Origin of the sequence: Actinomadura sp. 7K534, assembly GCF_004348575.1 — a bacterium.
Taxonomy (GTDB): Bacteria; Actinomycetota; Actinomycetes; order Streptosporangiales; family Streptosporangiaceae; genus Spirillospora; species Spirillospora livida.
Map to the genome: position 1 here is coordinate 1 of NZ_SMKB01000206.1, position 12815 is coordinate 12815.

Consider the following 12815-nt stretch of genomic DNA (forward strand, 5'->3'; position numbering starts at 1 on the left):
GCCCACCCAACGCCCGCCTAAGCATCCCATCCCGCTTCCCGATATCCCGTAACCGCGTGTCGATGGAGTGACGAGCCAGGAGCTGTTAGGGGTGTAGGCGATCTCGACGGTGTTCGCCCTGGTCGCGTGAGCGACGTGAACCTCCACGAGCCATTGCGCAAACAGCAGGGGCGGCTGTGTCAGCTTCGCGTGGGTGGAGGGCGGAGGGCGATGATGGGTGCGCACGCGCTGTCTGGTGGGGTGGTTGTGCGTCGGTCTTCGGCGAGTTGGACCAGGCGGGCGGCGGTGTCGGCGAACAGCAGTAGTTGGCGGCCGGTGGAGGGGCTGAACGGCTCGGCGCTCGGCCGTGCGAGAACGGCGAGAACTCCGTGGGTGGCCTCGCCGTTGTCCAGTGGCAGGATCAGGATCGGCCCGGCCGGTAAGGCGCTGAGCGTCTGATCGGTGACGATTCGCGCTGACAGGGCCCGGCGGGAGTTGAACGCCTGGCCGAGCATCGACCGTCCGCGCCGGACGGTCAGTCCGCGTATCCGGTCGCTGCCGACGCCGACCGCGACATCGATCCGCAGGGTGTGGGCTTCTTCGGCGGGCAGCGCGATGAATGCGAGTGGAACGCCTGCCATGGAGCGGGCCCGCTCGGTCACGAGCTTCAGCAGGCTGGGCACGGTGGTCCCGTTCAGGACCGCCGCCATCAGGTCGAATGAGGCGGCCAGCCGCCGCCGGTCGGCCGCGCCCCGGGACGTGCCCGATGGGCCCCAGAGGGTCGCCGGTAGTTCGTCGTCGGTCATGTTGTCATCCCGCTCTCTTCTCTGGCCGGGCGGTGGCCGGGCCTCGATGTCGCGGGCCGCAGATCTGCACTGGCCATGGCCCGTTCGGTGGGTGCGAGCGCCTGCGCGCAGTCAGGCCGCGGTCGACCGGCTGTCCGGGCTTGCGTCCTGGGCGTCGGTGGCGGAGGAACCGACCATGAACACGCGATGCAGTCCGGTGACCCGCAGCAGATCGGTCGGCTGCGGGCGGAGGCGGGCGAGAGTCAAGGTGGCGCCGGTCGCTTCGGCCCGGCGGCGTGCGCCAACGAGCATCGCCAATCCGGACGCGTCGCAGGACGTCACGTCCGACAGGTCGACGGTCACGTACACGCCGCAGTCCCGCAGCGCGGCGTACAGGCGTTCCCGCAGAACCGGGGTGGAGGCGGCGTCGAGATCGCCGCTGATGGCGATGACGGTGCGATCGTTGAGCCGTGCAAGGGTCAGGCCGAGGGGTTCGGCGGAGTGGTCGGCCGTTTGGACGAGGTGGTGTTGCGGCGTCATGGCGCCGGGCCTGTCTGGGCTGAAGCGCCCGAGTATGGAGAAACCAGGGGATGTAGGCTTGGCCGCCCGCATAGCGAAAACCCTCGTCATCGTGAGTCTACGCGCTTGCCTTGCCATCGCGCTGTGTGTGGGGCTCCGCCTGGCCTTGGCTTCAGAGGCGAGCCTGGACGCTCGCGGACTCCGGTGGGCGCCCCTGGTCCGCGCCCGGCACGAGAACGGTGAACGGCATCGGGCCGGCGAATCGCTTCGAAAGCGGCGGCTTCGAGCGGCCTGAACTGCCCGCCGGTGATGCGCGGCGGCTGGCCTGGGACACGACCGCGCCGCCCAGCACCGTGTTGGCCCGCCTGGACGGCGTCATGGCCGACTTGTGTGACCGGCTCATGGAGCGCACGGAGCCCAGCGGCGAGGACGACGTCGCGCTCCCGCTCTGCGCATCCCCGGCTGACGGCCGCTGCTGCGCGCACACCCGCTACCGGGCCGCGGGGCCAGGGGCTTGGTGCCTTAGGCGGGGGCACAAGCGTTCGGCCATCACCGGAGGGGGATCACTGCGACGCGCGTAGACTGCGGTCATCCGGCCAATGGCGACATCCCGCCCGGTTGACTCGCCATACCGGCTTTGCAGGGAATGCCGTGCCCCTTCCGGAACGCGCCCGCCGCGACCGCGCTCTCCGACCGTCTCCCATAAGCCCTGCCGGACCTCTTGCGATCATCGCTGTGGCGGTCATCGTCCTCACGGTGTTGTGGAAGACCGCCACGCCGCTGATGGCGATCACCATGGCCGCGGCCGCTCTGCTCGCCGGAGTGATCCTGCTCGTCCTGATGTACGGGACCAGGCCGTGCCGACGCCGTGAGGGCGCCGGTTCGTTGGGGCTGTGGCGGCGTCGCCGATTCTGAGACTCCGCCGCATCCGGCGGAGGGCGAGACCGCACAGGAATGCCGGAGTGGCGTCCGCCATCCGGGGGCGCGGTCCGGACAGCAGGCCGGTAGTGGGCGCGCCACGTTCCGGATCATCTGACGGCGACGTGGGTGATGCCGCTCATCGAAGGCCAAGAAAAGTATAATTAATGGCATTTGGATTTTGCCGCGCTCTGCCCCCGAAACGTCAGCAAATCATGAGTATGATGTAGATATCTGATAAACAGGGCATCGTAGCTATGGGGTAGCTCGACTCGCCGGCCGTCCTGAGAAATCACTTTTGCCGCATCTGTGGGGTAGCGAAGTATCGGGTCGGCCCCGTCCCCGCCGACAACGCACCCGGGGGTCGCCGTCCGCGCCTCTCGGGAGAGGGGTGCAGACCTATGCGAACCGCTGCCGGACGAAGAACGACCATCAGCTTCTCCCCGTCCATGACTCCTCGGCTGGCGATGCGGCCGTCGGCCCCGACCGACCGCGCTGGTCCGAAGCAAGACGATACGAGCCGCACGCGGGTGGACGGTGCCTGGTGGCCCCGCTCGGTCGATCCAGCCGTGGAGTTGCCCGGACTGGTTCTGGCACTGCAAGCACAGGGCCCGTCGGACGAGCATTCCCCCATCGTCCACATCATGCTGCGCGCGACCGACTGGGACGCCCATCCCCGCCGGCTGCGCGTCGACGGCCCGGAGGACACCAGGGAGGTGCTGCTCAGCTGGTTCGGCAACCTTCCCGCCGGACTGCTCACCGCGATCTATGCCGACGGCCGTCGCGTCGACCTTCTCACCGTCCCGGCCTCAACCGACGATGCGGCGGCACGGGCCGCCCTGGAAACGGCCGCCCGCATGTCCGCCCCTGAGAAGCCGACCGACCCGCGCGACCGCTCCCGGACACGATCGACGGCGCAGAACGCCGGGAAATCTGATGGGGGACGGCTACAAGAACAGCCGCCGGCACGCTGAACCGGACGCCACCCGGCCTGTGAGGCGCCAGGGGACGCGCCGATGCCCCGCCAGCGTAGGCGCAGCGCGCCGCCGATCCAGGCCCGCTCAGCTTGGGGAGGAGCAGACGGCCCCGAGGCGGGCGGCACGGCCCGTCGGCGAGGAAAGCTCAGAGCTCGGGCAAGCCAGTGCCGCGATCCGGCGCCGGTGACCGGCCGGCGCGGTCAGTACTCCAGCTCGGGACGCAACGGCCCGCCGACCGCATGGAGATGGCGCAGCGCCTGCGCGTAGGACTGGAGGAGACTCGTCTCGCAGTAGGCGACGCCGTGCCGGTCGCTGAAGGCGCGCACCAGTGCCTGCGCGCGGCGCAGGTTGGGCCGCGGCATGGACGGGAACAGGTGGTGCTCGATCTGGTAGTTCAGCCCGCCGAGCGCGAAATCGGTGATCCGGCCACCGCGGATGTTGCGCGCGGTCGTGACCTGCCGGCGCAGATAGTCCGTCTTGTCGTTCCTGCCGAGCATCGGCATGCCCTTGTGATTAGGGGCGAACGAGCAGCCCAGGTACAGGCCGAACAGGCCCTGCTGGAGGAGGAGGAAGCCCACGGCCTGCAGCGGAGGGAGTACCCAGAACAGGGCGGTGAGATATCCGCCGATGTGGGCGAGCAGCAGACCGCCCTCGGCCAAACGGGTTCTGCCCGGCTCGCGCGCGGTGGCATTGCCGCCGAACAGGGCGCGGACACTCGCGAGATGCAGATGGAATCCTTCCAGGAGCAGCATCGGGAAGAACAGCCACGCCTGGTGCCGGGCCAGCCAGACACCGGGGCCGTGCCGGGCCCGAACGCTCTCGCGGGTGAAGATGATCGCTCCGGTGGCGACGTCGGGATCGCGGTCGATCTGATTGGGGTGGGCGTGATGCCGGTTGTGCTTGGAGATCCACCACCCGTAGCTGAGCCCGACCAGTAGGTTGCCGTGCAGTCGCCCCAGCAGCTCGTTCACCCGCTTGGAGCCCGATATCTGCTGGTGACCCGCGTCGTGCCCGAGGAACGCGGTCTGCGTGAAGGCGACTGCCAGGAACACCGCCACCAGCAGTTGCCACCAGGACGGCCCGACCAGTGCGAAGGCCGCCCAACCGGCCGCCAGCAGGACGAGATTCGAAACGATCTTGACGGTGTAGTAGCCCGGCCGCCGGGTCAGCAGTCCGGCCCGCTTCACCTCGCGGGACAGCAGCGCGTAGTCGCTGCCCCGCGGACCCGCATCGCCCCGGTCCCGGGCGGCTGCACTGCCGGGGGCTGGAACGTCCGTGGTCACGCTTGTGGTCACACTGTCCTCTCCCATACGGGCGAGCATTCCCGAGAAACGCCCGCCGATTACTTCCAGCGAAACTCACTGGCGCGAGACGCCGACACAGGCGATCCGAGCAGCGCCCAACAGCAGAGCCGATCGCCTCGCGGTGCCGAGACTGTGCGACGCTGGGTTCAGGGTGTGGCCATCCGGTCGCTTCGGACAGCGGAGGCGGTGAGCGGCTATACCAACAGCGGGCGAGGCGCGGGCGGCCCGGTTATGGGAGCTGGTCGCCGGGTGTGCGGACGGTGAGATGGTAACGGCCGCGCATGTGTGCCAGGCGGCCGTGGCGGCGGTGGAGGTGGACGGGTCGGCGGTGTCGGTGGCGGCCCGGCCGGACCGCCGGCAGCGGGCGCACGCCACCGATGCGGTGGCCGCGCTCTTGGAGGAGCAGCAGTTCACCCTGGGGGAAGGTCCGGGCATCGAGGCCGGTGCCTCTGGCGGCCAGGTGCTGGTCGCCGATGTGTCCTCGCTGGCCGGCGCCTCCCGGTGGCCGGTGTTCGCGCCGGTGGCCGCGGCGGCCGGGGTACGGGCGATGTTCGCCTTCCCGCTGCAGGTGGGGGCGATCCGGCTGGGCACTCTCACCCTGTACCGGGTCAGGCCGGGACCGCTGACCGCGGAGCAGGTCGCCGACGCCGTGACGCTGTGCCGGACGGCGGTGGCGGTGATGCTGACCGCGGGCCGGACCTCGCCCGACGGCACGACCTCGGATCAGGGGGCCTGGCCGCTGGGCGGGCCGGGCGAGGGCAGGATCGAGGTGTATCAGGCGACCGGGATGGTCGCCGTCCAGCTCGGCGTGGGTCTGCAGGACGCGTTCGCGGCGTTGCGCGCCCGCGCCTTCACCGAAGGCGTCCCGTTGGCCCGGCTAGCCCGCCAGGTGGTGGACCGGCGGCTGCGGTTCCATCCCGACGACCTTCCCGACGGGTGACGACACGATGGATCGACACGATGACCACTGCGGTCTACGAGAGACGACATCACACGACAGGACCCCCAGCCACTGGGCCGAGGAAACGGATTGAGCAGCCATGCCACAGCAACAACGACTCGCTGAGGTGTTCGTCGAGCTGGCCGACACCCTGGTGGTCGACTTCGATCTCATCGAGTTCCTGCACCGGCTGGCCGAGCGCTGCGTGGAACTGCTGAAGGTGGAGGCGGCCGGGATCCTGCTCACCGACCAGGCCGACGAGCTACAGGTGATCGCGGCTTCTACCGAACAGACCCGGCTGCTGGAGTTGTTCCAGCTCCAAGCCCGGCAGGGCCCCTGTCTGGACTGCTTCGCCACCGGCCGGCCCGTCAGGGTCGCCGACCTCGCCGCCGAAGCCTCCCGGTGGCCGCTGTTCAGCGCCGCGGCCCTCGACGCCGGCTACGGCGGGGTGGTGGCGTTGCCGATGCGGATGCGAGAGCGGATCATCGGCGCGATGAACCTGTTCACCGCCCCCTCCACGGTCCTGGCCGTCGACGAGGCGACCACGGTCCAGTCGCTGGGGCAGGCCATGGCCGACGTCGCCACCATCGGCATCCTGGGCGAACGCGCGGCCCGCGAACATCAGCTGCTGTCACAGCAACTGCAGATCGCGCTCAACAGCCGTGTGATCATCGAGCAGGCCAAGGGCATGCTCGCCGAGCGCCACCAGACCTCACTCGATCAGGCCTTCGCCGCTCTGCGCGCCCAGGCCCGCGACACCAACCGCAAACTCGCCGACCTCGCGCTGGCCGTCATCGACGACGACCCCGCCGTGATGGGCTTCCTGCACCCGCCACACGATCCCGGCCGCCGCGCCGACCACGGTTGACCGCGAAACGATGACGGGAACGAACGAGCACCCGGATGCCTGCCCGCTCGGCAGGTGACGCCCGGTACGCCGCGGGCTTCACGGGCCGATGGGTTCTCGGCCGCGGTCGTGGCCGCGCGGCGTCGTGCAGCGATCCGGGCCGCGGTGGGCCAGCGCACGTCGTACGCCCAGCCAAGCGCCTCCAACCGGAGCACTGGGCAGGTCAGCCGTCGAGGGCGCTTTCCGGGTGCTGAGCCGTGCGATCGTCACGTCGGCGCAGCGCCGCCAACGCGTCCGCCGGCTTCGGATGCAGGCTGATGACCTCGCCGATGCCGGTGAGGCGAAGGACGCGATCGACCCGCCCCGTGGCTCCGGCCATGCTCAGGACCAGCCGCTGATTCCGGGCGTGTTTGAAAGCCTTGACCAGGACCGTGATGCCGCTGGCGTCGCAGAACCTGAGGCGCGTGAGGTCGATGACCACACCGCTGCTCGGCGCGGTGCGGCCGTGGCCGGTGGACGCGCTGGTGATCATGGTGTTGAGCCGGACGGTCAGCCAGCTGCTGTTGGACGCGTCGATCTCCCCGGCCAGTGCCAGCAGCGTCGCCGTCGACCCGGCACCGCACTCGACGTCCGTCCGCCGGAGACTGACCGGCGCCCCGGCTCGGCCGCGGTCGCCGGCCGTGGTGTCCAGACCCGCCCGCGTTTTCTGTGGAACGGAGGATGGGGGCGAGGATTCGAATGCCGTCATGACGACCTTCCCTGGAGCGTATGCACCTACGCCGCCAGGGTCTGGAGCGGCCGGACAGACGATTACCGCCGTCGCACGCAGCATAGACCGCTCACGACCTGCGGTCTAACCCTGCGATCGGGTCCAGACCTCTCGCATGATGCCCAGGGGACGGTCATGCCGTACCGGACCTGAACGTCCTGCACTACGAGGCCGAGGCGCGGCTACTGCCGCCGGACGTCGCCGACCGGGCAGGAGACGGCCCGCGCCCGAACCGGGCGGTCGAGCGTTGGGGGCGCGCTGATGGGGGAAGAAGAGCCGTGTGGGAGTGGTCGGCCGCGTGGACGCCTATCAGAGGCGGCATCGCTGGGCGGGACTGCCGCTGGCGGTGGTGTACAAGTTCGTGGACGACCAGGGCGCGTACCTCACGGCGTTGATCACTTATTACGGGTTCGTGTCGCTGTTCCCGCTGCTGCTGCTGTTGGTCACCGCTCTGGGGTTCGCGTTGGAGGACAACCCGGATCTGCAGCAACGTGTACTGGATTCGGCGCTCGCGCAGTTCCCGGTCCTCGGGGACCAGATCGGCGCGAACATCCATAGCTTTCAAGGAAGCATCCTGGCCCTGGCCACGGGTTCCATAGGCAGCCTGTACGGCGGCCTGGGCGTCGTACAGGCTGCACAGAACGCCCTGAACAAGATGTGGGGGGTGCCGCGCAACTCGCGGCCGAACCCCTTCGCCGCCAGGGTGCGCAGCCTGGCGCTGCTGGCGTTCGGTGGCGCGGTGATCCTGGTGACCACGCTGCTGTCGGCGGTGACCGCATCCGGTGGGGTTCTCGGCGGCGGCGCCGGTGTGCGGGCGGTGGCGATCCTGGTGGCCGTCGCCGTCAACGTCGTGCTGTTCACCGTGGCGTTCCGGGTGCTGACCGCCCGGCGGCTCACCATCGCGCAGGTCCGGACGGGGGCGATCACCGCGGCGCTGGTATGGCAGGTCATTCAGTGGGCCGGCACGTTCCTGCTCGGTCACATGCTCAAGGGCGCCAGCGCCACCTACGGCATGTTCGGGATCGTCCTCGGCCTACTGACGTGGATCTATCTGGGCGCGGTCACCTTCGTGCTGAGCGCCGAGATCAACGTCGTCCGGGAGCAGCGGCTGTGGCCCCGCAGCCTCCTGACGCCCTTCACCGACAACGTCGAGCTGACCGCCGGGGACCGGCGCGCCTACACCTCCTACGCCGAGACCGAACGTCACAAAGGCTTCGAGAACGTCGACGTGGAGTTCGATCCGCCTCGACGCGATGACCCGGACTGACGTCCGGGCCGCCCCCGCGCCGGGCCGCCCCCGCGCCGGGCCGCGTCAGCGGCGGGCCGCGTCAGCGGCGGGCGAGCTGGCGTTCGCCGCCGGTGCCGGGCCGGCGGTCCGGCCGTAGCGTCGCGTCCGGCCCGACCTCTCCCGGGGTGCTGGCCGGCTGCGTCCAGCAAGCGCGACGGCCCGAGGACGGACACGGTCAATCCATGCATAAACCCATCACTCGCGCTGGTAGCCCGTCGCCTCGACCGGAATACAGCAGAAGTGGGGGCGGGTTTCTCGTACTCCGGCGTCGGCGGTTACGATGCGTGAGTGAAGCGCTCAGAAACTATGTGCGTTTTCCGTATATCGGCGAATAGTCGAGTAGAATAAAAAGTATCCGGTAAACGACGGCATCCTGTTCTGAGGGTTGATCCGCCACACCGGCCGCCCCCCTGAGAGGGGGAGTGATGCAGACCTCGCACAGGCCGCGCGCCAACGGGCGCACCGGTCAGACCGGTTCAGCGTCCCAGCTCAACCCACCTGGCCCCAGGCTCCCCGATCGGCGCAAGCAGCCACCTGCGCAGCGAACGGTGACGGCGGTCCGCACCAGCGTGGTGTGGTCAGAGCTGTGGGCCGTCGCGGCCATCTCGGTCCTCTTCATGGTGCTCCTGGTGAGCAATACCGGCGATGTGCGGATCTCCTTCGCCGGGCTGAGCGGCGTCCTGCCGCTGGCGGTCGTGCTCATGGCCGCCATGGCCGCCGGGATCGCGGTCACCCTGATCCTGGGGTCCGCCCGCCTCACGCAACTGCGCCCGCTGACCCGCAAGCGCCTCCGCTGAGCACCCCCAGCCGCCGCACCGATCGGAAGCCAAGAAAGGCGCCTGCCATGTGGACCACCGCCGAACGCCGCACCACGATCAGCTTGTCACCGCCCTCGACGCCACGGCTGCTGCTGCGCCCCGCGGCCCCTCCGCGCTCCGCGCGTCCCCTGCTGGACGGCGGCTGGTGGCCCCGGTCCGCCGACCCGGTCGCGGAACTGCCCGGCCTGATCCTGGCCCTGCAGGACCACGGTCCCATCGACGACCACCGCCTCATCACCCACGTCATGCTCCGGGCGGACGACTGGGACAGCCGTCCCCGACGGCTGCGCATCGACGGCCCGGCCGACACCCGGGTGGTGCGGCTGAGCTGGTTCGACTCCCTGCCCTCCGGGCTGCTGACCGCCATCTACGCCGACGGCCGGCGTGTGGACCTGTTCACCGTCCCGGCCGCCACGCCCCGGGAGGAAGCCGAGGCGTCGATGGAGCTGGCGTCCCACCCTCACAACCTCCTGCACACCCCTGACCTGCTGGCCGCCCTCGCCTCACCACCCGGCCGGACGAACCGGGCTGGCACTTCGGACAGCTCGGAGAGCGCCTGGGAGTCCGAGGGCGGGCGACTCCGAGAAGAGTTCGCGGCACGTTGATCCGGCCCGCCGCCCCGGGTCGTCCGGCAGTATGGACCATCTGCGATCGGAGATCGCCATGACCGCTCTTATCACCATCCCCACGTCGGCTGCCCGAAGTCTGGTCCGGGCCCCCGACGAGGTGAGGATGCCCGCCCGCCAGCGCCCTGGCCACACCATCGTCGCGTTGTCGGAGGCCCTGGACGGCGCCGCCGCTCCGGCACTGCGCGAGCACCTGATCGGCGCGTTGCGGCGCAGCGGCCGACTCCTGATCCTCGATCTGGGGGAGGTGGCGTCCGCCGACGCGGCCGGACTGGCCGTATTGGTCGGCATCCAGCGCCGCGCCGCCGCACTCGGCATCACGCTCCGGCTCGTCGCCCCCGGCCATCAGGTCGCCGCGCTCCTCCGCGTCACCGCGCTCGACCGCGCCCTGCCCCTCTACCCGGCCCCGGACCTCCACACCGAACTCGCCGCATGACGGCGATCACGCCGTGCGCCGCCTCCCGACGGGCGGTTCGGCGTCCGCGCGGGACCGGCTCGCACTCCGGGCTCGACGACCGTGACCAGGACGACAGGTGCCCGATGACCATGAAAGACGATTATCTGCGGCTGATGATGGGTCTCATCAGCGGCATGGCCATTGCGGTGGCCCTCGTCTGCGCGCTCATCGTGGCGGGCGCCTTCGTCTCCTGACGCGACCGAGGGCAGGAACCACATCATGCTCGGCGCTCGCCCTACCCGGCCGGCCCGGGATCTTCGGTCACAGGAGTGGTCTGCTGAGGTGGTCGGCGGTTCCGCCGCGCCATTCGATGAGGAAGAGGGTGGCGTCGTCGCTGGTGACCCCGCTTCGTTCGCGCATGAGGGTGTGGGAGAGGTCGCGCACCATCTGCTGGACGGTCGCGCTGGCGGGTCCGACGCGTTCGATGGTGGCGATCAGGCGGTCCTCGCCGAACTGTTCCCCGCCAGCGGTGTGCTCTTCGACGAGGCCGTCGGTGTAGGCCAGAACGCGGTCGCCGGGGCGGAGCCGCTCGCTGTTGATCTCAGGTTTCGAGCCGCCGAAGCCGACGGGCAGGGTGCTCGTGCCTTCCAGGGCGCCGATGACGCGGTGGTCGCGGATCAGCATCGGGGCGGGGTGGCCGGCGTTGACCCATTCCAGGTGGCCGGTACCGGTGTTGAGGCGCATCATCTGTGCGGTGACGAAGTGGTCGGGGCCGAACTGGGCGTCGATGGCGGTGTCCATGAACGCGTACAGCTCGGCGAGGCCGGCTTGGGCGCGTCTGGCATGGCGGTAGGCGCCCACGGCGACGGTGGCCAGTACGGCGGCGTTCAAGCCGTGTCCCATCGCGTCGATCACGGCGAGGTGGAGGACGTCGTCGTTGAGGGCGTAGTCGAGGCTGTCGCCTGCGACGTTGTAGGCGGGTTCCAGGATGCCGGCGACGGCGACCTGCGGCGTGGTCATGGTCAGTGGAGGCAGCAGCGACCACTGGATCTCCGCGGACACGCTCATCGGCTCGCGTCGTCGCGTCCGCAGGAACTGGTCGGTGTAGTGGTTCTTGGTGACCAGCATGTCGGCGACCAGGCCGGCCAGCCGCCGCAGCAGCCGGCGGTCGTCGTCATCGACGCTGTCCAGGGTCAGGGCCATCACGCCGATCTCGTCACTGCCGTCCAGCAGCGGCAAGAACATCCGCACACCGTCGTCCCGCGGCTGCTCGACGACGGTCTCCGACAGGAACGCGCGCCCGGCCGGAGACCCCTCCAGCCGCAGTGGTTCGCCGTCGGTGAGGCCCCTGCCCGGCAGCGGCACCAGAGAGAGCTGGGCGTAGTCCTGCAGCAGGATCGAGATGTCCCGGCCGCCGATCGCGCGTATCTCCTCGGCCACCAGGGGGGCGATGAGCTGCGGCGGCATCTCGTGTGCCCGATCCAGCAGCTGGCCCAGCAGCCGCTCGCCGAACCCTTCGCCGCGGTCGACCGCATCCCCAGGTCCGCTCAGTTCCCTCACAGTCGTCTATGTGCCCTCCGGAAGGGTCGGTGACTCTACGTATTGGAGGGTGTTCCAAGTCGTGAGCGGTCTAGGGCTTCAAACACCGGACGGCCGCCGTACGGGTACGCGGCCAGGAAGGTCCCTCACCCGGTGGCCGCGCGCCGCGAACAGGGAGCCACCAAGCACGTGCTGGTCCCCGACGAAGTGCGGGGCCCGGTCGTCCAAGCGATCTTCGAGATGCGGATAGATGAACGCCTGGGATACCAGGAGATCGCCGACCGTCTCAACGTCGACCTGGAGCGGAGTCCGCCACCAGTCGCGACGGCCAAGTCCCGAAGCGTGGGCAGGTGGACCTACTCCTCGGTCCGCGACGTCTTGTGCAACCCCAAGTACACCGGCTACATGGTGTGGAACCGCAAAGCCACATCTTCGGCGGGCGGTAGGAGCAACCCGCCCGAGGCGTGGGTGTGGTCCGGGCAGCCCACCCACCCTGGCCTGGTGACGATCGAGGTCTTCACCGAGGCGCAACGGGTCGCCCGCGACAACGTACGGTCGCGGAGTCGCTCCGGTGGCCCGAGCAGGCCCAAGAAGCCTCGGCGGGTCTTCGTGCTGAGGTCCTACATGACGTGCGGGCTGTGCGGGCGGCGGATGTTCGGCAAGCAGGACTCCGGCCACACCTACTACGTGTGCAGCCCGAAGCGCGCCTACCTGCCCAACGGGAACCTGAAGGAGCCCACCCCGGCACTCGTTCAGCGTGTCAACGAGCGCGCCGCCGAGATCGCCGCAGATCTTAAGGCAGAACAGGCCAAGTTTCGGGAACTACAGGAGGCGGCACCCGTCCGCCCGGCACCCGAACTGCTCGATCTGCTGCCGACCGGACCGGTCGACCTGGAACTACTACCCGAGGCGACGTTGCGGCGGCTGCTGGATGTCTTCGGGCTGAAGATGCACCACGACCGGGAGAAAAGCCTCGTGAACTGCGAGGTGACGATCACATCCGAAATCGTCGGTATGCAGCGTGTCGCAAATGCGGTGATCGGTTCCGGGTGTGCCGGTTCCGTTGGTACCCCTACGGGGTCCGCCCCAGACCGGCTCCAGCCCCCACC

Annotated in this window: 15 protein-coding genes; 10 read left to right on the forward strand and 5 right to left on the reverse strand. The window is 69.7% G+C overall.

Annotation, left to right across the window (positions count from 1 at the left end; all coding sequences use genetic code 11):
• Positions 1–179 precede the first annotated feature (179 nt).
• Both E1266_RS28980 and E1266_RS28985 read right to left on the reverse strand, forming a co-directional pair.
• The gene (locus tag E1266_RS28980; RefSeq protein ID WP_131951020.1) at positions 180–785 is read right to left on the reverse strand and encodes a GAF domain-containing protein; all 606 of its coding nucleotides are present in this window, start codon (positions 783–785) and stop codon (positions 180–182) included.
• 111 nt (positions 786–896) lie between these two features.
• Positions 897–1394, reverse strand: coding sequence for an STAS domain-containing protein (locus tag E1266_RS28985; protein ID WP_165966251.1), 498 nt, complete (start codon positions 1392–1394; stop codon positions 897–899).
• A gap of 624 nt (positions 1395–2018) precedes the next feature.
• On the opposite strand from E1266_RS28985, the gene E1266_RS28990 reads away from it, so the two are divergent.
• Together E1266_RS28990 and E1266_RS28995 are read left to right on the forward strand one after the other, a co-directional pair.
• A complete protein-coding gene (locus tag E1266_RS28990) occupies positions 2019–2198 on the forward strand; it encodes a hypothetical protein (protein ID WP_131951018.1) in 180 nt (59 codons plus the stop codon).
• A gap of 470 nt (positions 2199–2668) precedes the next feature.
• Entirely contained in the window at positions 2669–3175 is a 507-nt protein-coding gene (locus E1266_RS28995) for a DUF5994 family protein (protein WP_243708392.1), read from the forward strand.
• A gap of 203 nt (positions 3176–3378) precedes the next feature.
• Here the strand turns inward: E1266_RS28995 and E1266_RS29000 are convergent, their stop codons facing one another.
• Complete coding sequence (locus E1266_RS29000) at positions 3379–4473, reverse strand: acyl-CoA desaturase (RefSeq protein ID WP_243708390.1); 1095 nt, start codon at positions 4471–4473, stop codon at positions 3379–3381.
• A gap of 274 nt (positions 4474–4747) precedes the next feature.
• Between E1266_RS29000 and E1266_RS29005 the strand changes: the two genes are divergently transcribed.
• Positions 4748–5422 carry a GAF domain-containing protein gene (locus E1266_RS29005; RefSeq protein WP_131951015.1) on the forward strand — a complete coding sequence of 225 codons (675 nt, stop codon included), beginning with the start codon at positions 4748–4750 and terminating at the stop codon, positions 5420–5422.
• Positions 5423–5522: 100 nt separating this feature from the next.
• The gene (locus tag E1266_RS29010) at positions 5523–6290 is read left to right on the forward strand and encodes a GAF and ANTAR domain-containing protein (RefSeq protein WP_131951014.1); all 768 of its coding nucleotides are present in this window, start codon (positions 5523–5525) and stop codon (positions 6288–6290) included.
• A 202-nt stretch (positions 6291–6492) separates the two neighbouring features.
• Here the strand turns inward: E1266_RS29010 and E1266_RS29015 are convergent, their stop codons facing one another.
• A complete protein-coding gene (locus E1266_RS29015) occupies positions 6493–7101 on the reverse strand; it encodes an STAS domain-containing protein (protein ID WP_131951013.1) in 609 nt (202 codons plus the stop codon).
• Positions 7102–7324: 223 nt separating this feature from the next.
• Here E1266_RS29015 and E1266_RS29020 point away from each other — a divergent pair, with 223 nt between their 5' ends.
• The 5 genes from E1266_RS29020 to E1266_RS29040 all read left to right on the forward strand — a co-directional run bounded on the left by E1266_RS29020 (position 7325) and on the right by E1266_RS29040 (position 10421).
• Positions 7325–8305: a YihY/virulence factor BrkB family protein gene (locus E1266_RS29020; RefSeq protein ID WP_165966252.1), complete on the forward strand. Its 981-nt coding sequence runs from the start codon at positions 7325–7327 to the stop codon at positions 8303–8305.
• Positions 8306–8874: 569 nt separating this feature from the next.
• Positions 8875–9123: a DUF1049 domain-containing protein gene (locus E1266_RS29025; RefSeq protein WP_131951011.1), complete on the forward strand. Its 249-nt coding sequence runs from the start codon at positions 8875–8877 to the stop codon at positions 9121–9123.
• A 47-nt stretch (positions 9124–9170) separates the two neighbouring features.
• Positions 9171–9749: a DUF5994 family protein gene (locus E1266_RS29030; RefSeq protein ID WP_131951010.1), complete on the forward strand. Its 579-nt coding sequence runs from the start codon at positions 9171–9173 to the stop codon at positions 9747–9749.
• Between the two features lie 58 nt (positions 9750–9807).
• On the forward strand, positions 9808–10206 hold the full coding sequence (locus E1266_RS29035) for an STAS domain-containing protein (protein ID WP_165950229.1): 399 nt from the start codon (positions 9808–9810) through the stop codon (positions 10204–10206).
• Positions 10203–10421 carry a hypothetical protein gene (locus tag E1266_RS29040; RefSeq protein WP_131951008.1) on the forward strand — a complete coding sequence of 73 codons (219 nt, stop codon included), beginning with the start codon at positions 10203–10205 and terminating at the stop codon, positions 10419–10421. Before E1266_RS29035 ends, E1266_RS29040 begins: the two co-directional genes overlap by 4 nt.
• A 67-nt stretch (positions 10422–10488) precedes the next feature.
• Here the strand turns inward: E1266_RS29040 and E1266_RS29045 are convergent, their stop codons facing one another.
• Positions 10489–11727, reverse strand: a complete 1239-nt coding sequence (locus tag E1266_RS29045; protein WP_243708389.1) for a PP2C family protein-serine/threonine phosphatase — start codon at positions 11725–11727, stop codon at positions 10489–10491.
• Positions 11728–11895: 168 nt separating this feature from the next.
• Between E1266_RS29045 and E1266_RS29050 the strand changes: the two genes are divergently transcribed.
• The coding region (locus tag E1266_RS29050) for a recombinase family protein (RefSeq protein ID WP_207945972.1) at positions 11896–12815 on the forward strand (920 nt) is incomplete at its 3' end.